Genomic DNA, 18,688 nt, shown 5'->3' on the forward strand with positions numbered 1-18,688 from the left:
CCTTACGTGTTTTTTTCCACGCTTTGAAAATTTCTACCTGTTGTACTATGCTTAACCGTAGAGAATGATATATACCATACAGAAAAGGCGGGATACTCAGGTGGCAAGTAATTATCGTTCATACCTTGAACAAAGCCGGAACAGGCATCTAGAAGAGATGAAAGCGTTCCTAAAAATTGAAAGCATAAGTGCGCTTACTGCCCATAAGAAAGATATTCAAACCGCTGCCGAATGGCTGAAGGAGTCGTTAACCGAAGCCGGGTTAGAGCATGTAAACCTTATGCAGACCGAAGGAAACCCCATTGTTTATGCGGACTGGATACATGCGGAAGGCGCGCCGACCGCACTCGTATACGGGCATTATGATGTGCAGCCTGTAGACCCGCTTAACCTGTGGCAGACCCCTCCTTTTGAGCCGGACATCCGGGATGGAAAGATATACGCCCGAGGTTCAAGCGATGATAAAGGCCAGGTATTCATGCATATAAAAGCCATTCAGGCCCTGCTTGCGACAGAAGGAAAGCTTCCAATCAATGTAAAATTCTTAATAGAAGGCGAAGAAGAGGTAGGCAGTCCCAACCTTGAACCATTCGTTGAACAAAACAAGGAGCTTCTAAGTGCTGATGTACTGGTAATTTCAGACACACCCATGCTCGAGAAAGGCAAACCAGCCATCTGCTATGGGCTTCGCGGATTGTGCGCCATGGAGATTGATGTAAAAGGAGCCGCAGGTGATCTTCATTCCGGCCTATATGGCGGCGGTGTGCAAAACCCGCTGCATGCTCTCGCCTCTATCGTGGCTTCCTTTCATGATAAAAGTGGGCGTGTTGCAGTCGAGGGCTTCTATGATAACGTGCCTGAATTAACAGCTGAAGAAAGGGAATCCATCCGCTCCCTGCAATATGATGAAGATAAAGTGAAAGAAGAGTTACACGTAAAAGAACTGTATGGGGAAGCAGGATACTCCTTCCTGGAACGCACGTGGACCCGCCCCACGCTTGAAATTAACGGGATGTATGGCGGATTCCAAGGGGAAGGAACAAAAACTGTTCTGCCATCAGAAGCACATGCAAAACTATCCTGCCGGCTGGTAGGCGATCAGGATCCAGTAAAAATCCAGCAACTGATTGAAAACCATGTCCGCAAACTTACGCCGCCAGGGGTAGACATCACGATAACAAAGATGGATACAGGGCGGCCATTTCTTACTCCGAAAGACCATCCAGTGATTCAGGCGGCTATGCGCGCCTATGAACATGCATACGAAATCACACCTGCTTTAACTAGAATGGGCGGATCGATCCCGATTGTGGAAGCCTTCGGCCGCCTGCTTAACCTGCCAGTCGTGTTGATGGGTTTTAGCCTTCCTGGCGAGAATTTCCACGCACCAAACGAACATTTCCACCTGGAAAATTTCGACAAAGGAATGCTTACGCTTTGTGATTATTGGCATGAATTAGCTCAGACGAAACTGTAGACAGAAAAAGCCTGCAGCACCCCGTTTATTCCGCAACGTGCTCAGGCTTTTGTTTTCATACATTAGAAAGTATATTTCGTTTTATTAATTAAAGTTATTTTTTACTGGGACCGAAGGGTCCCTTTCTCTATGTTGATATGCAGTTTATATATACCCTAGGAAAACATCGTGAGGTACATGTCCGTATAATGTCATCGCCAGCGCTCCGCTTGTTGCTGACCAAGCTTTGCTAATGCCGGTCCGCCGCCGTTCCACAAAGCGGCCGTAAAAACTTCTATGAGGGGAAAGGAGAGAGCGGCATGGCCCACGATGTTTTTCTCATCTTATATGGCCGATGTTTTCACCGGTGTGGGAACGCTGGATTGCTTATGGACATATCGGGTGAGCTCAGCTGTCATCCCGTAGTTCGTAAAAGGCGTGATCAGATAGATGCCTTTAAAGTATTCCATTACGATATCCAGGAGTTCACGCGCAATGTCGACCCCTTCACTGCGTGCTGCCGGTCCGCTGCCCGCCCTGCGCATGCGCTCAAGAGCAGCATCAGACAGCTTAATGCCAGGTACCTCATTATGCAGAAATTCGGCGTTGCGAACGCTCGTTAGCGGCATAACCCCCATAAAAATCGGGACATCAATATGACGGGTACCTTGGTAGATCCGCTCAATCGTTTCCCTGTCATATACCGGCTGTGTCATGATGAAATCCGCGCCGGCGTCTACCTTCTTCTCGAGACGGCGGATGGCTGCATCAAACTGGCGGACATGCGGGTTGAAAGCGGCCCCCACTACAAAGTTCGCCCGCTGTTTCAGCGGTTTTCCTGAGAACGTGATACCATCGTTTAATTGCTTAACCATGCGGATTAAATCAAAGGACGAAACATCGAACACAGAACTTGCTCCCGGAAGATCACCAAAGCGCGCCGGGTCACCGGTAATGACCAGTACCTGATGAATCCCCAGGGCATGAAGACCCATGAGATGGGATTGTTGGCCAATCAGGTTTCGATCTCGGCAGGCAATATGCAGAAGGGGTTCAACACCCACTTTGTTTTTAATAATCGAGCCTAAAGCCATATTGCTCATCCTTGTGGTAGCCAGCGAATTGTCTGCCAGTGTCACAGCATCAGCTCCGGCATCATATAGAGCTTGCGTTCCTTGAACAAATTGTTCGACATCCAGATCCTTTGGCGGGTCGAACTCGACTATAATTGTATGGCGCTCAGCAACCTTTTCAACAATGCCGCGTTTCACCGGTTCACGCTCCGAAATAGCCAGTCTGACGGGCACATTTTCCTCTATTATCTCTTTAGGATTAATCCGGGAAACTGGAGCAAGGCCTTCCAGCGCATCCGCCATGGCCCGAATATGTTCCGGGGTCGTACCGCAGCACCCGCCAATTAAGCGTGCCCCCTGTTCGCGAAACTTCAGCGCGCTGTCAGCAAAATATTGCGGGATAGATTTGTAGGCATACTCCCCATCGGAGAGGCCAAGTCGCCCTGCGTTCGGAAAAACGGAAAGCGGCGTTTCCTCCGGCACAACAACCTGCTCTATCGAACGCAGGATTTCAGCTGGTCCCATTCGGCAGTTCAGGCCTACAATATCAACCCCCGCCTCTTTCAACGCGCGAAACGCCTGGCTTATGGTGTAACCGTCACGGGTTCTTCCCACATCAATTGATGCGATTTGCGCTGCGATTGGAATATCCGATAGCGGACGGATGACATCGACAGCCAGCAGCAATTCATCTAAGTCAAGGAAAGTTTCCAACAGAATAGCATCCGGTTCAGCAGAGAGGAGAGCCGTTGCCTGCTCCTCAAATTGTTCACGGTATCCCTTCATTTTGTTGTCTCTAACCCGGCCTGCATTGATCGATCCAATGCCACCCGCTATATAGGCGTCATCCCCAGCAGCCTCCCTGGCAATTCGAACGGCTGCCCGGTTTATAGCAGACACACTGTTTTCAAATCCATAGCGGGACAGCGAGTCGCGGTGGGCACCGAATGAGTTGGTCTGAATAAACCGGGCCCCTGCTTTATAGTAACTTCTGTGGACAGAAGCGATCAATTTCGGGTTGGACAGATTGAGTTCTTCATAAGACACGCCCACCGGAATGCCCTGACCGTACAGCCAGGTTGCCATGGCTCCGTCCCCAATCAGCAAATGGTTGGAGAGATAAGATGTAAGTTTTTCTTTTTTCAATTCTTTTCCCTCCTTTTATTGCTCCGCATTGAAGTAGCGGGCTTCCGGATGAGAGAATACCATCGCAGAAACGGAAGCTTCCGGTTCCATCATGCATCCTTCTGTCAGCTCAACTCCAATTTCTTCTGGATTCATTAAATCAAAGAGCAGCTTTTGATCCTCAAGATCCGGGCAGGCAGGATAGCCAAACGAAACGCGGATCCCCTGATAGCGGGCTCCAAAACGTTCCAGCATCGTCATCTCCGCCGGATCCGGGAATCCCCATGCGTCCCGGATAATGTGGTGAATCCTCTCTGCATAAGATTCTGCCAGTTCCAGCGCAAGCGCCTGAAGCACATGGGAACGCAAGTATTCGCCTTTATTTTTGAGTTCTTCCGCCCGGTCGCGAATCCCATGGCCTGCTGTTACAACAAGAAACGCTACATAATCCATCTGTCCGCTCTCCACCGGTTTAACGAAGTCGGCCAGGCACAGATGCGGATCCTCCTTCTGACGCGGGAAGGTAAAGGTTTTAAGTACCTTGCTGGGATCGGCCGGATCATAGATGAAAATATCATTTCCCTTCGACTGCGCTGGGAAGAAGCGGTACATACCGTTCGCCTGAATCAGCCCGGTCGTTTTAGCCTCTTCGAGCAACTCATCTACCAGTTCCTTAAGTTCTACCGTTTTCGGATCGCCATCTGCGAGCAGTCTATCGACGTTCCCGCGAATTCCTAGATGCTTTCCAAGAAGCATCCGCAGATTCAGGTAAGGCTGCAGATAAGCCAGCGGATAATCAGTAAAGATATGGCGGTGCAAGTCAGGCGGCAAAATCACTGGCCCATTGGTGCTGACCGCTGATCGGACAGGCTTCAGCTGCGCTGCAGGTGTTGCCGTACATTCTGCATCCTGATCTGTTAACCTCCGATTGCGCACTTCCAGCAGCTGTTGCACAAGCTTTTCCTTTTCCTGCGGATTGCTTACTTTATTCGCCAGCTCCAATCCATCCATCGCGTCTTTCGAATAAAGGACCAGGCCGTTGTATTCTGGAGTGATGCGGTTTTCCGTAAACTTACGCGTCAGGGCCGCTCCGCCTACGAGTATCGGCACATCAATGCCTGCCGCCTGTAAGTCCTGTGCGGTCGTAACCATCTGCTGCGCCGATTTTACAAGAAGGCCGGACAGTCCGATCATGTCAGGCTTTTGTTCACGGTAGGCCTGAATAATCTGTTCAGGCGGTACTTTTATACCAAGGTTAATAATCTTGTATCCGTTATTAGAGAGGATAATCTCCACTAGATTCTTGCCAATATCATGTACATCGCCTTTAACGGTAGCGAGCATGATCTTACCCTTTGTAGCACTTTCCGTTTTCTCCATAAATGTTTCCAGATAAGCCACGGACGCCTTCATTACTTCCGCACTCTGCAGCACTTCGGCCACGATCAATTGATTGTCATTGAACAGGCGGCCTACCTCACTCATCCCATCCATTAACGGCCCGTTAATAACATCGAGCGGCGCATATTTTTCCAGTGCCTTCTCTAAATCGGGAATAAGCCCTTGCTTTGTACCCTCTACAATGTAATGCGCAAGTCTCTCCTCTAACGTCAGATTTAACAAATCGGCCTCTTTCGTTTCCACTTTCTTTTCACGGTAAAAAGCCGTAAACTCCGCAAGATTTTGATCGTTCGTATCAAAAATAAGGCTTTCTGCTTGCATTTTTTCCTCATCCGGAATTAACGCATAGCGCTCCAGCTTCTCGGTATTTACAATGGCGTAATCGAGGCCGGCTTTTGTACAATGGTAGAGAAAAACGGCGTTCAGCACTTCGCGTCCCGCTGCAGGCAGGCCAAACGAAACGTTACTAATGCCAAGTATGGTCTGGCATTCGGGCAGTTCCTGCTTAATGAGCCGGATCCCCTCTACCGTTTCTTTTGCCGATCCAATGTAAGCTTCGTCCCCTGTTCCAACTGGGAAGACAAGCGGGTCGAAAATAATGTCGCTCGGCTTAAGTCCGTATTTACCCGTTAGCAGATCATAGGAACGCCTGGCAACCTCAAGCTTGCGCTCCGCGGTTACAGCCATTCCCTCTTCGTCAATTGTGCCAACCACTACCGCCCCGCCAAATTGCCTGATGAGTGGCGTTACTTCTTCAAAGCGCTTCTCGCCATCTTCTAGGTTGATAGAATTGATAATCGCTTTGCCCTGTGAATACGTCAGCGCCATTTCGATGACTGAACTATCGGTTGAATCAATCATGATCGGCACTTTCACCTTTTTGGTTACAAATTGAAGAAATTCCTCCATGTCACCCCGCTCGTCGCGGTCAGGGTCGGCCAGGCATATATCGATCACATGAGCGCCCCGCTTAACCTGGGCCCGGGCGATCTCAGAGGCCTCTTCATATTTGCCTTCCGCAATAAGCGTTCGGAATTTCTTCGAGCCAATAACATTCGTTCTTTCTCCGACCATAAGAGGCCGGTTATCTTTCTCCAGATATACAGGCTCAATTCCGGATACCGCGTGCCCCTCTCTTTGCTCAGCTTGCCGCGGAGTGATGTCCCTCATCGCCTCGGCAATTGCGCGAATGTGCTCCGGAGTCGTTCCGCAGCATCCACCTGCTATGTTCAGCCACCCCTTCTCAGCAAAGCCTGCCAACTTTGCGGCCAGGCCCTGCGGTGACTCATGATAATGCCCATCCTCATCCGGAAGGCCGGCGTTGGGATAACAGGATACCGAACAAGATGCCAATCCAGACAGCGTGCGGATATGGTCACGCATAAACTCAGGACCGGTTGCACAGTTGAGCCCGATGGCCACCGGAGAAAGGTGTTCCAGCGAGAGGTAGAATGCTTCGATATTCTGTCCCGCAAGCGTGGTGCCCATTGGTTCAATCGTACCCGAGATCATAAGCGGGATGGTTTTCCCTGTCGTCTCAAACGCCCTGCGGATACCGATGCCGCCAGCCTTCACGTTAAGTGTATCCTGGGATGTTTCAAGAAGGAGCACATCAGCGCCACCCTCGATAAGCCCTATGGCCTGTTCGTAGTAGTTCTGCACAAGTTCGTCAAATGACACCCCGCCGGTAACAGAAAGCGTTTTTGTTGTAGGACCCATCGCTCCGGCAACATACCTTGGCCAGCTATCCGTAGAATAAGCCTCTGCAGCCTCCCTTGCCAGGCTGGCCGCTTTCCTGTTTATCTCCGATGCCTTAGCCTCCAGGTTATATTCAGCCAGTACAACCGCGGTCGCACCAAAAGTATTCGTTTCAATAATATCCGCGCCCGCTTCCAGATACGCCTCGTGAATACTGCGAATGACGTCCGGACGCGTAAGGTTTAAAATCTCGTTACAGCCTTCGTACTGCTCTCCGCCGAAGTCTTCAGCGGTTAAGTTAGCCTGCTGGAGCATGGTTCCCATCGCCCCATCCATCACAAGGATTTTTTCCTTTAGCCTCTCCTGTATGGTTACTCTCGTATATGCTGCGGTTTCGCTCATCTGCTTCATTTCCTTTCCGGGCCCTGATGCCCCTTACCAATTCGATGGATTATCATAAACGCAAAAAGACCTTTCCAATGGAAAGGTCTCTACATGTTGAGGTAAGATCAAGCTAGTCTTATCTCCCAGGAAAAACCTTCCCTGCTGGAATTGGCACCGTGCGGAATCACCGCCGGTTGCCGGGCTTCATCGGGCCAGTCCCTCAGCCTGCTCTTGATAAGAAGTTATTCTGTTTCATTTTTTATAATTATCAGCCAGAACCACCCCGTTCGTCAATAGGCAGTTTTCCTGCCATCATTAATTGCGGCAGTCCAATTGCACCTGGAGTTGTCAAATTGTGTCCCTTGTCCGTGTTTCATCCAAAATAATAGGTCTTATGTTTTATATTTCCACGACTTTAAAGTATTAATTGCATGGTTACAGTGTTAATGCTAGAATTATAGATAGGTATACATACCTGATCACATTCCTAGAAAGAGCGATCTGAAGGAGCAAACAGGATGACAGATGAGACTTTTATAAACAAATGCACGGATATTGATAAATTAATTGTCGAATCTAAGTGTATCAGTCGGATTTTGTTAGAGACAGACGATAAGGAAGATTGTAAAAAGCTCATTCACTATCTCCATAGCATTTATTTGCGGCTTAACACTTTAGCAGGATGAATCAGCGAATTCTAGGTAGGGCTTGCACTGCTTCATGCGAGGGTTTATTCTAGTTATGCGCAGTTTTATTCTCTACATAAAAGAAGGATGACAACTATGTGGCTTATGGCAGCAGTTGCAACTGCCATTTGTTTTGGCACAAATAATTCCATATTCAAATGGAGCACGACCCGGCATTTATCTAAAGTAAACATTCAGTTCTTCTTTTACCTTGCAGCGTTTATCATCACCATGAGCTATGGGACAAGCACCCATTCTTTTCGCCCATCCATTCTCTCAGTAATTATGGGCATCACAATTGGGATCTTAAATGCAAACGGCAACATTCAAATGGCCAGGGCTTTCGAGAAAGGCCCCGCCAGTTTAACCTCGCCTCTTGTGGCAGCCAACGCGATTTTTCCGGTTCTGGCCGCAGGTGTGATATTTCATGAATCAATACCGCTCCTTCATTGGATTGGCATCGTCTGTATGCTCGGTTCTGCAGTGATTATCCAGTACAGCCCGCATAAAGGCACAGACACAAACTACGCACCCTGGATTGTCCGGGTAGCGCTGGCGATCGTTTCATTTGGTCTGCTGGGTATATTGATGAAGGGGTCTTCTTATTTGCACATCCACTCACTGGATGTCCTTGTATCCATGTACGGGGGAGGCTGCGCTTATCTCAGCGCCTGGCTTGGAAGAGAAAAAGTAAACGTTCAGGAAGTAGCAACGGGCGCGACTGTGGGGCTCTTAAGCGTTATTGGCTTCAGCTGCTATTATTTTGCACTGACAACGGGAATAGCCAGCATTGTATTTCCCGTTGTCAGTTTGAATTGTTTAATTGTGATGCTGGCAGGCCTTTATCTTTTTAATGAAAGACTAAAAATATATCAGGTGTTTGGTATTTTTGCCGCGCTGCTCGGACTGGTTATGACTAAATTATAGAGGCAGATCCAATTTAACGGATCTGCCTTTTTGTTATCTTATAGGAAAGTATATTTTACTTTAACGTGTTGATGTGCCTTGAGCGATTTTTTAAATGGGACCTCCGGTCCCGAAACACCCATGGAAAACATCGCGAGGCTCATGTCCGCACCTTTCTTTCCTCCAGGCCGAAAGGTGTATCCATTTTACCTTTCGGCATAAGTGCAACTTAGGCTGCTGCCTGCGCTTACGCTTGCCGCTAGCCAAGATTCCCTAATGCCGGTCCGCCCGTCGTTTCACAAAGCGGCCGTAAAAACTTCTATGAGGGGAAAGGAGAGAGTTGCATGGCCCACGATGTTTTCTCATGCCTTCCTTTGTAGCTATTGTTCATCAAATTCCGCTAGATTCGCTTTGTATGCATAGGCGTTGGATGCTTGAGCAAAATCGATCGTAATGCTTGCCGGGCCTTGCTGCGTTTCCTCAACCATCACCGTATAGGCCGCTGGCTCTTCCAGGCCGGCCTTCTCATAAGCATCAAGCATCCATTCGAGCGCATCCTGTGTTAACGGAAGCCCTGCCACGCCGCCTCCGCCAACTGGCACATGAATCAGCTTTTTATTGTCCACGAACCCTTTAACCGTATCAAGTAAGATGGCAAGTTGAAAGTCTGTCAGGTTGAGCTTATATTCTGTCATGCTTATTTCCTCACTTACTACAAAATGGATTGTTTTCATTTATTTTAGCATCTTGCCTAATCGCTTGCCTGCCTCTATTACCCGGGGCGCGATTTCTTCCATCTGTTCCATGGTAAAGCGGTTCGAAGGGCCGGACACCGATAGTGCCGCCACAAGCTGCCCCCGCCTGTTAAAAAGCGGGACAGACACAGCTGCTGCGCCTTCCTCCCTTTCACCCACACTAATGGCGTACCCTTTATGGCGGATTTCCTCGAGCTGTTGAAGGTAAGCTGTGCGTTCGATGGATTCAGGCCAGTCGGGATCCGACAGAATGCTGTCTACTGTTTCGTTATCCGCATACGCGACTAACACTTTGCTCGAAGCCCCAACGTATAAAGGAAGGCGGACCCCGATCGGCGCCACCCTGCGGATGGTCTGGGTACTTTCCACTGCTTGCACGCGCACCCTGTCATTGCCGCTTCTGACATACAGGCTGATGGTTTCTTCGATTTGGTCGCGCAGACGGATCATTTCAGGCAACAGGATGGTAGCTGGGTCATCCTCCTGAATCAAATTCGCAGACAACTCCCAGATGCGAAAGCCGAGGCGGTATTTTTCCGTATCCTGGTGACGTGCCAGAAACCCTCTCCCTTCCAAAGAAGCCAGCAGCCGGTAAACCGTACTTTTATTCAATCCTACCCGATGGGATATCTCCGTTAACGTTAATTCTTTTTCTTCTATAAAACAAAGCAAAATATCGAGAGCCCGGTCGGCTGCCCGCACCGTACTTTTACCCTCAGGCATATACTCACTCCCTGTTCTTCCGTTGCGTTTCGCTTGTTGAAACCACGTTGCATTATTGTCACATTATACATCACTTTAATCAATACAGTAAACCGGCTTCATAACACTCAAAAAAGTTTAAAAAGACTATTGAACGTTCCGTACAAAAGGAAGTATAATAGTATCGGTAAGAGAAACCGGGTTTCATTGTATGAAACTATCCTAAACGTACGGGGAGGAATTAACTTGGCTAAAAAAGATGCCTACAACGTTCGCCAAACCCTTAAAGTTGGCGACAAATCTTACGCATACTACTCTCTGCAAGGACTTGAAGATAAAGGGTTAGGTTCTGTGTCTAAACTGCCTTTCTCTATTAAAGTGCTTCTGGAAGCTGCTGTCCGCCAGTTTGACGGAGTGGCAATCACAGAAGATCATGTAAAACAGCTTGCAACCTGGACAGAAGGCCGCGATGCAAATCAGGAAGTTCCTTTCACACCTTCTCGCATTGTTCTGCAGGACTTCACAGGCGTCCCTGCCGTTGTTGACCTCGCAGCTATGCGCCTTGCTATGAAAGAAATGGGCGGCAACCCTGAGCGCATTAACCCGCTCGTACCGGTTGATCTCGTTATTGACCACTCTGTAATGGTTGATGATTTCGGCAACCCGAACGCTCTTGAAAATAACATGACACTTGAATTTAAGCGCAACCAGGAACGCTATCGTTTCCTCCGCTGGGCTCAAACTGCATTCAACAATTTCCGCGCAGTTCCTCCTGCAACGGGTATCGTTCACCAGGTAAACCTTGAATACCTCGCTTCTGTAGCCGCTACCCGCGAAGTTGACGGCGTGGTTGAAGTATTCCCGGATTCCCTGGTTGGTACAGACTCCCATACTACGATGATTAACGGCCTCGGCGTTGTAGGCTGGGGTGTCGGCGGTATTGAAGCAGAAGCCGGTATGCTTGGACAGCCTCTGTACTTCGTAACACCGGAAGTTGTCGGCTTTAAACTGACAGGCAGCCTGGCTGAAGGTGCTACAGCTACTGATCTTGCTTTAACAGTGGTTAACATTCTCCGTAAAAAAGGAGTAGTAGGCAAATTCGTTGAATTCTATGGCCCAGGCCTTTCTGCCATTACGCTCGAAGACCGTGCGACTGTTGCCAATATGGCTCCTGAATATGGCGCAACAATGGGCTTCTTCCCGGTTGATAGCGAAACGCTTCACTTCCTTCGCGCTACTGGCCGCTCCGAGGAGCAGGTGGCACTTGTTGAAGCTTACTACCGTGCACAAGGTCTATATCGTGAAGATAATACGCCGGATCCTGTATTCTCTGAAACAATTGAACTTGATCTTGGTTCGGTTGTGCCAACTCTTGCTGGTCCGAAACGCCCTCAGGATCGCATCGAGCTTACTTCCATGAAGGAAGCGTTTAACGATGCTCTTCGCACTCCGCTTGATAAAGGCGGCTTCGGCTTAAGCGACGAAGAAATCGAGAAGAAAGTTCCAATTGTCCACAAGAATGGCAAAACATCTGAACTCACTTCAGGTGCCGTTGTGATCGCGGCTATTACAAGCTGTACGAACACTTCCAATCCAAGCGTTATGCTCGGTGCAGGCCTTGTGGCGAAAAAAGCCGTGGAAAAAGGTCTTGTAAAACCTGAATACGTGAAAACAAGCTTAACTCCAGGTTCCCGCGTGGTTTCACAATACCTGCAGGACGCTGCATTAATTGAACCGCTTGAAAAACTTGGCTTCTATACAGCAGGTTACGGCTGCGCTACATGTATTGGTAACAGCGGTCCGCTGCCTGAAGAAGTGGGCAATGCCATTGCTGAAAATGATTTAACGGTTGCCTCTGTTCTTTCCGGTAACCGTAACTTTGAAGGCCGCGTCCATCCTCAAGTAAAAGCAAACTACTTGGCTTCTCCACCGCTTGTTGTGGCTTATGCCATTGCCGGTACAGTAAACATCGACCTGACAACAGAGCCGCTCGGTTACGACCAAAACAACCAGCCTGTCTATCTGAAAGATATCTGGCCAACGAACGCAGAAATCAAACAAACCATCGCAAAAGCACTCCGTCCGGAATCCTTTGCGAAGGAATATGGCAATGTATTCACAGCAAATCCACGCTGGAATTCAATCGAATTCCCTGAAGGGCAGCTGTATGAATGGGATGATAAATCCACATACATTCAACAGCCTCCATTCTTCAGCGGCTTAAGCGCTCAGCCTGGATCTATTCATGAAATTGTCGGCGCAAAAGCATTGGCGTTCCTTGGAGATTCTGTAACAACCGACCATATCTCTCCTGCTGGTAACATCAAAGCTGACAGCCCCGCAGGCCTGTACCTGCAAAGCCATGATGTTCCAAAAGAAGACTTTAACTCTTACGGTTCACGTCGTGGTAACCATGAAGTGATGATGCGCGGTACTTTTGCCAACATCCGCATCCGCAACAAAATGGCTCCTGGTACAGAAGGCGGCGTAACCACTTACCTGCCTACAGGTGAAGTAATGCCAATCTATGATGCTTCTATGAAATACCAAGATGCTGGCACACCGCTTGTTGTTATTGCAGGTAAAGAATACGGTACAGGAAGTTCCCGTGACTGGGCAGCGAAAGGTACATTCCTCCTGGGCGTAAAAGCGGTTATTGCTGAGAGCTTCGAGCGCATTCACCGCAGCAATCTTGTAGGTATGGGTGTACTTCCACTTCAATTTGCGGAAGGAACAAGCGCTGACACACTTGGCATTACAGGTACTGAAACATTCGATATCTTTGGCATTACGAACGATATCAAACCTGGCCAAACTATCAAAGTAACAGCTACTCGTGAAGACGGCACCTCTTTCGATTTCGATGCAGTTGTCCGCCTTGACAGTGTTGTGGATATTGAATACTACCGCAATGGTGGTATCCTGCAAACTGTACTTCGCCAGCTTGCTGCTGAAACAGCTGAAGTATAATCCGTTGAATAGCAAAAGAGAAGGGACATAAGTTCCCTTCTCTTTTTTACTCCCAAAGATATTCTTATTCTTGATCTTTCCACAATTGATCAATCCGGTTAAGCAGGTTTTTAATAGAGTCTTCATCATATTGGCCTGATTTCTTAAAATCAGTCAACATCGATGTAAACGCTTCTCCCTTCTGCTCATCTTCCTTCTCCTGTAAACTTGATGGGTCGAACCATAGGTACGGTTCAGCATGGCTTCCCTGCAGATATTTACGGTTCCACGAGTCTGGATACTCATAAGATGCTTCTCCAAGCGCAACAGCCACTACTTCATCCGATTCCACCGGCAGAAGGTGATCGAAGGTTTCTTCAGTACCACCCTCCATTAGGTTCAGGTGATGATATGTATAGCGTATATAATGTTCTCCTGTTTCGTTGTCCTTTACGATGCTGTATTTATTATGTTCGTCACCTGTAAGCTCTTTTACCGTCTGGATTCGATTTTGCAGAACTTCTTGCGGGACCACTTTAAGGGTATGGAGTGATGTGCTCATAACTCTCGTCCTTTCTTTGTATACATCCACTCTATACGATATCATATTAGGTGAGATTCATCGAATTTATCACACGAAAAAAGGAGGCAACACAATATGAAAGCAGTACTTGTTCATGAACAGACGCAGACTCTCTATATCGGTGATGCTCCCGAGCCTAAGGGCGGGGATAATGATTTAGTTGTTGATATTAAGGCGACCGCACTAAATAGAGCCGACCTTCTGCAAAAACGAGGTCTCTATCCACCACCGCAGGGTGCTTCCCCTATAATCGGGCTTGAAATGGCAGGAACCGTACGGTCCGTTGGAAAAGATGTGAACGGATGGAAAGAAGGCGACCGGGTCTTTGCTCTGCTCCCTGGTGGCGGGTATGCTGAACGTGCGGTTGTTCCCGCTGATATGGCGATGAGAATTCCTGATAACCTTTCCTTTGAACAAGCTGCGGCCATTCCGGAAGTGTTCTTAACTGCCTATCTAAATCTATTCGTTCTTGGTGGCCTTAAGGCGGGATATAATGTTCTCATTCATGCGGGTGCAAGCGGAGTCGGCACAGCTGCCATCCAGCTTGTGCGTGAGGCTGGTGCGCGCTCCGTAATAACGGCAGGAAGTGAGGAAAAACGCCGCACCTGTATGGATCTGGGAGCAAGCCATGCTATCGATTATAAAGCGGGCCCCTTTGCCCCTAAAGTTAAAGAGGCTACCGATGGAAAAGGGGTAAATATCATACTCGATTTTATCGGTGCCCCATACTTAGAACAGAACATCTCTTCGCTCGCTGTTGACGGCAGGCTCATCGTAATAGGCACAATGGGAGGGGCTAAAGCCGATAGTATCAACCTTGGCCAGCTTCTTGCCCGCCGTCTGCAGGTAATTGGCACAGCACTCCGTTCGAGGTCTGTCGAAGATAAAATCATGCTAACACAGAAGTTCAGCGAATTTGCACTTCACCGGTTTGCTGATGGACGCCTTAAGCCGATTGTTGATTCTGTGTATGAGTGGGAAAATGTGAACGAAGCTCACCAGTATATGGAAGCGAATAAAAACACAGGCAAGATTGTCCTCCGAATGAGCTAAAGAAAACCTTGCCGAGGCCAACTGCAGATACAGGTCCGCAGCCTAAGCTTATGTGGATAGGAAAGCTATACTTTCCTATCTGCTACAAGTAACAGCGAGGTGGAGTTGGATACGAAGGAAAAATGCGAACCGTAGAAAGGGGAATAGGATGATAGAGATAGTCGAATTAAATCAAAAATTGGATCTATTTAATCAAGCTGTTGAGCTATTCTGGGAGCAATGGGGAAATCCAAAAAACTATGAGTTTTACCATGATTGTATAAGACATTCATGTCAATCAGACAGCGATTTACCACGATTCTATATAGCTGTTCAAAACAACTCCATTATCGGAACTTATGCATTGCTGAGAAATGATTTAATAAGCCGCCAGGATCTATTTCCGTGGCTTGCTTGCTTATACATAATTCCGGAATTAAGAGGAAACAAATTAGGGTCGCTGATGCTTGAACACGCTGTTCAACAGGCCACTGAGAAAGGATTTAAAAACCTCTACTTATGTACAGATTTGGATGGGTTCTATGAAAAGTATAATTGGAGTTATTTATCCAGCGGGTATATTTTTAACGGTGATCCAACGAAAATTTATGTCCGGCAAACTAATCAGTAATCTCTACTATTATCGGAGATAAAAAATCTGTATTTTCTGTAAATTAGCGAAGTGTTTGGAATAAGAAGATGTCAGCCAAGGAACAAGCGTTTGGTTATGCACAGAGTTATCCACATATCCACAGCAAAAAAGCCTTTACTGAATAAGTAGAGGCTTGTTACATTGTATTTTACACCTTCAAAACTGAACTGGAAGGAACGATGCGTTAGGAATTCCTTAAAAATTGGGTTAAGCCCTCGACCGATTAGTATCCGTCAGCTCCATGCGTTGCCGCACTTCTACCCCGAACCTATCTACCTCATCATCTATAAGGGGTCTTACCAGCTTATGCTGTGGGAAATCTCATCTTGAGGGGGGCTTCACGCTTAGATGCTTTCAGCGCTTATCCCGGCCGCACATAGCTACCCAGCGATGCTCCTGGCGGAACAACTGGTGCACCAGCGGTGCGTCCATCCCGGTCCTCTCGTACTAAGGACAGCTCCTCTCAAATTTCCTGCGCCCACGACAGATAGGGACCGAACTGTCTCACGACGTTCTGAACCCAGCTCGCGTACCGCTTTAATGGGCGAACAGCCCAACCCTTGGGACCTACTTCAGCCCCAGGATGCGATGAGCCGACATCGAGGTGCCAAACCTCCCCGTCGATGTGGACTCTTGGGGGAGATAAGCCTGTTATCCCCAGGGTAGCTTTTATCCGTTGAGCGATGGCCCTTCCATGCGGAACCACCGGATCACTAAGCCCGACTTTCGTCCCTGCTCGACTTGTAGGTCTCGCAGTCAAGCTCCCTTGTGCCTTTACACTCTGCGAATGATTTCCAACCATTCTGAGGGAACCTTTGGGCGCCTCCGTTACACTTTAGGAGGCGACCGCCCCAGTCAAACTGCCCACCTGACACGGTCCTCCATCCCGATAAGGGATGCGAGTGAGAAGGCCGGCATAATCAGGGTGGTATCCCAAGGATGCCTCCACCGAACCTGGCGGTCCGGGTTCAAAGGCTCCCACCTATCCTGTACAAATCATACCAGCATTCAATATCAAGCTGCAGTAAAGCTCCATGGGGTCTTTCCGTCTTGTCGCGGGTAACCTGCATCTTCACAGGTAGTATGATTTCACCGAGTCTCTTGCCGAGACAGTGCCCAAGTCGTTACGCCTTTCGTGCGGGTCGGAACTTACCCGACAAGGAATTTCGCTACCTTAGGACCGTTATAGTTACGGCCGCCGTTTACTGGGGCTTCGGTTCACAGCTTCGCGCTTGCGCGCTAACCGCTCCCCTTAACCTTCCAGCACCGGGCAGGCGTCAGCCCCTATACTTCGCCTTGCGGCTTCGCAGAGACCTGTGTTTTTGCTAAACAGTCGCTTGGGCCTTTTCACTGCGGCCCCCTCACGCTTATCACGCTAGCGGGGCACCCCTTCTCCCGAAGTTACGGGGTCATTTTGCCGAGTTCCTTAGCAAGAGTTTTCTCGCGCGCCTTAGGATTCTCTCCTCGCCTACCTGTGTCGGTTTGCGGTACGGGTACCTTACTTCTCGCTAGAAGCTTTTCTTGGCAGTGTGAGATCAGGAACTTCGGTACTTAAATTTCCCTCGCCATCACAACCCGGCGTTACAGTGTACGGATTTGCCTATACACACGCCTCATTGCTTGGACAGACATAACCAGCAGTCTGCTTGCCTTACCCTCCTGCGTCCCTCCATCGCTCAAATGAAGTAGAGGTAGTACAGGAATTTCCACCTGTTGTCCATCGCCTACGCCTTTCGGCCTCGGCTTAGGTCCCGACTAACCCTGAGAGGACGAGCCTTCCTCAGGAACCCTTAGGCTTTCGGCGGAAGGGATTCTCACCCTTCTTTTCGCTACTTACACCGGCATTCTCACTTCCTGCCGCTCCACCCGTCCTTCCGGTCGAGCTTCACCGCTGCAGGAACGCTCCCCTACCCCTGACACCTACGGTGTCAAGCCACAGCTTCGGTACTTCACTTAGCCCCGTTACATTTTCCGCGCAGAGTCACTCGACCAGTGAGCTATTACGCACTCTTTAAATGGTGGCTGCTTCTAAGCCAACATCCTGGTTGTCTGGGCAACTCCACATCGTTTCCCACTTAGTGAAGATTTAGGGACCTTAGCTGGTGGTCTGGGCTGTTTCCCTTTTGACTACGGATCTTAGCACTCGCAGTCTGACTCCCGGATATCTGTAGCCGGCATTCGGAGTTTGACTGAATTTGGTACCCCGCGAGGGGCCCGCATCCAATCAGTGCTCTACCTCCGGTACAGTAAATCCGAGGCTAGCCCTAAAGCTATTTCGGGGAGAACCAGCTATCTCCGAGTTCGATTGGAATTTCTCCGCTACCCACACCTCATCCCCGCACTTTTCAACGTGCGTGGGTTCGGGCCTCCAGTGCGTGTTACCGCACCTTCACCCTGGACATGGGTAGATCACACGGTTTCGGGTCTACGGCTGCGTACTCACTCGCCCTGTTCAGACTCGCTTTCGCTGCGGCTCCGGCTTCTCACCTTAACCTCGCACGCAACCGTAACTCGCCGGTTCATTCTACAAAAGGCACGCCGTCACACAGTTAATGTGCTCCGACTAGTTGTAGGCACACGGTTTCAGGTTCTCTTTCACTCCCCTCCCGGGGTGCTTTTCACCTTTCCCTCACGGTACTGGTTCACTATCGGTCGCCAGGTAGTATTTAGCCTTGGGAGATGGTCCTCCCAGCTTCCCACGAGGTTTCACGTGTCTCGCGGTACTCAGGGTACGTCTCGGAGAGACGGCCATTTCGATTACAGGGTTGTTACCTTCTGTGACGGGCCTTTCCAGGCCGCTTCATCTATGACCGTCTTTTGTAACTCCATGTGAGACGCCCTACAACCCCGGAAGGCGAACCTTCCGGTTTGGGCTTCTCCGCGTTCGCTCGCCGCTACTTACGGAATCACTATTGTTTTCTGTTCCTCAGGGTACTTAGATGTTTCAGTTCCCCTGGTCTGCCTCTACCTGCCCTATGGATTCAGGCAGGAGTACGATCCCATTACGAATCGTGGGTTTCCCCATTCGGACATCTCCGGATTAACACTTGCTTACAGCTCCCCGGAGCATTTCGCAGTTCGCCACGTCCTTCTTCGGCTCCTGGCGCCTAGGCATCCACCGTGTGCCCTTTATAGCTTAACCTCTGGTTTCCAATCAAGCGTCCTGATCAACGTCGATCTTCTGCGTTGCGTTGTCCCTGCGCTGCTCACGTATCAAAATCATACGCTCCGCTGCTCGGTCCTGCCGCGCCTTGAACCTCTCGTTTCTCATGCCGCTTTCTTTCAT

At 49.1% G+C, this 18,688-nt stretch carries 10 protein-coding genes, 1 rRNA gene and 1 riboswitch; of the genes, 5 read left to right on the forward strand and 6 right to left on the reverse strand.

Annotated elements, in window-relative coordinates; translation table 11 throughout:
- Positions 1-100 precede the first annotated feature (100 nt).
- Positions 101-1,477, forward strand: coding sequence for a dipeptidase (locus tag PP175_RS22430; protein ID WP_272440438.1), 1,377 nt, complete (start codon positions 101-103; stop codon positions 1,475-1,477).
- Positions 1,478-1,800: 323 nt separating this feature from the next.
- Here PP175_RS22430 and PP175_RS22435 read toward each other — a convergent pair whose 3' ends face one another.
- Together PP175_RS22435 and metH are read right to left on the reverse strand one after the other, a co-directional pair.
- Complete coding sequence (locus PP175_RS22435; protein ID WP_442870493.1) at positions 1,801-3,615, reverse strand: bifunctional homocysteine S-methyltransferase/methylenetetrahydrofolate reductase; 1,815 nt, start codon at positions 3,613-3,615, stop codon at positions 1,801-1,803.
- A 75-nt stretch (positions 3,616-3,690) separates the two neighbouring features.
- The gene (gene metH, locus PP175_RS22440; RefSeq protein ID WP_272440440.1) at positions 3,691-7,155 is read right to left on the reverse strand and encodes a methionine synthase; all 3,465 of its coding nucleotides are present in this window, start codon (positions 7,153-7,155) and stop codon (positions 3,691-3,693) included.
- Positions 7,156-7,270: 115 nt separating this feature from the next.
- Positions 7,271-7,378: riboswitch (SAM riboswitch) on the reverse strand.
- A 541-nt stretch (positions 7,379-7,919) separates the two neighbouring features.
- Between metH and PP175_RS22445 the strand changes: the two genes are divergently transcribed.
- A complete protein-coding gene (locus PP175_RS22445; RefSeq protein ID WP_272440441.1) occupies positions 7,920-8,750 on the forward strand; it encodes a DMT family transporter in 831 nt (276 codons plus the stop codon).
- Between the two features lie 359 nt (positions 8,751-9,109).
- On the opposite strand, the gene PP175_RS22450 is transcribed toward PP175_RS22445, so the two are convergent.
- Both PP175_RS22450 and PP175_RS22455 read right to left on the reverse strand, forming a co-directional pair.
- The gene (locus PP175_RS22450) at positions 9,110-9,463 is read right to left on the reverse strand and encodes a hypothetical protein (RefSeq protein WP_272440442.1); all 354 of its coding nucleotides are present in this window, start codon (positions 9,461-9,463) and stop codon (positions 9,110-9,112) included.
- Positions 9,464-10,207 (reverse strand): IclR family transcriptional regulator, encoded by a 744-nt coding sequence (locus PP175_RS22455; protein WP_272440443.1) that lies wholly within the window; start codon positions 10,205-10,207, stop codon positions 9,464-9,466.
- Positions 10,208-10,432: 225 nt separating this feature from the next.
- Between PP175_RS22455 and acnA the strand changes: the two genes are divergently transcribed.
- On the forward strand, positions 10,433-13,156 hold the full coding sequence (gene acnA, locus PP175_RS22460) for an aconitate hydratase AcnA (RefSeq protein WP_272440444.1): 2,724 nt from the start codon (positions 10,433-10,435) through the stop codon (positions 13,154-13,156).
- 64 nt (positions 13,157-13,220) lie between these two features.
- Here the strand turns inward: acnA and PP175_RS22465 are convergent, their stop codons facing one another.
- On the reverse strand, positions 13,221-13,697 hold the full coding sequence (locus PP175_RS22465) for a hypothetical protein (RefSeq protein ID WP_272440445.1): 477 nt from the start codon (positions 13,695-13,697) through the stop codon (positions 13,221-13,223).
- A gap of 96 nt (positions 13,698-13,793) precedes the next feature.
- Between PP175_RS22465 and PP175_RS22470 the strand changes: the two genes are divergently transcribed.
- Together PP175_RS22470 and PP175_RS22475 are read left to right on the forward strand one after the other, a co-directional pair.
- The gene (locus PP175_RS22470) at positions 13,794-14,771 is read left to right on the forward strand and encodes an NAD(P)H-quinone oxidoreductase (protein WP_272440446.1); all 978 of its coding nucleotides are present in this window, start codon (positions 13,794-13,796) and stop codon (positions 14,769-14,771) included.
- 148 nt (positions 14,772-14,919) lie between these two features.
- Positions 14,920-15,381: a GNAT family N-acetyltransferase gene (locus PP175_RS22475; protein ID WP_272440447.1), complete on the forward strand. Its 462-nt coding sequence runs from the start codon at positions 14,920-14,922 to the stop codon at positions 15,379-15,381.
- A 224-nt stretch (positions 15,382-15,605) separates the two neighbouring features.
- Here the strand turns inward: PP175_RS22475 and PP175_RS22480 are convergent.
- A 23S ribosomal RNA gene (locus tag PP175_RS22480) occupies positions 15,606-18,544 on the reverse strand.
- Positions 18,545-18,688: the final 144 nt, after the last annotated feature.

This window comes from Aneurinibacillus sp. Ricciae_BoGa-3 (genome assembly GCF_028421645.1).
Lineage (GTDB): Bacteria > Bacillota > Bacilli > Aneurinibacillales > Aneurinibacillaceae > Aneurinibacillus_B.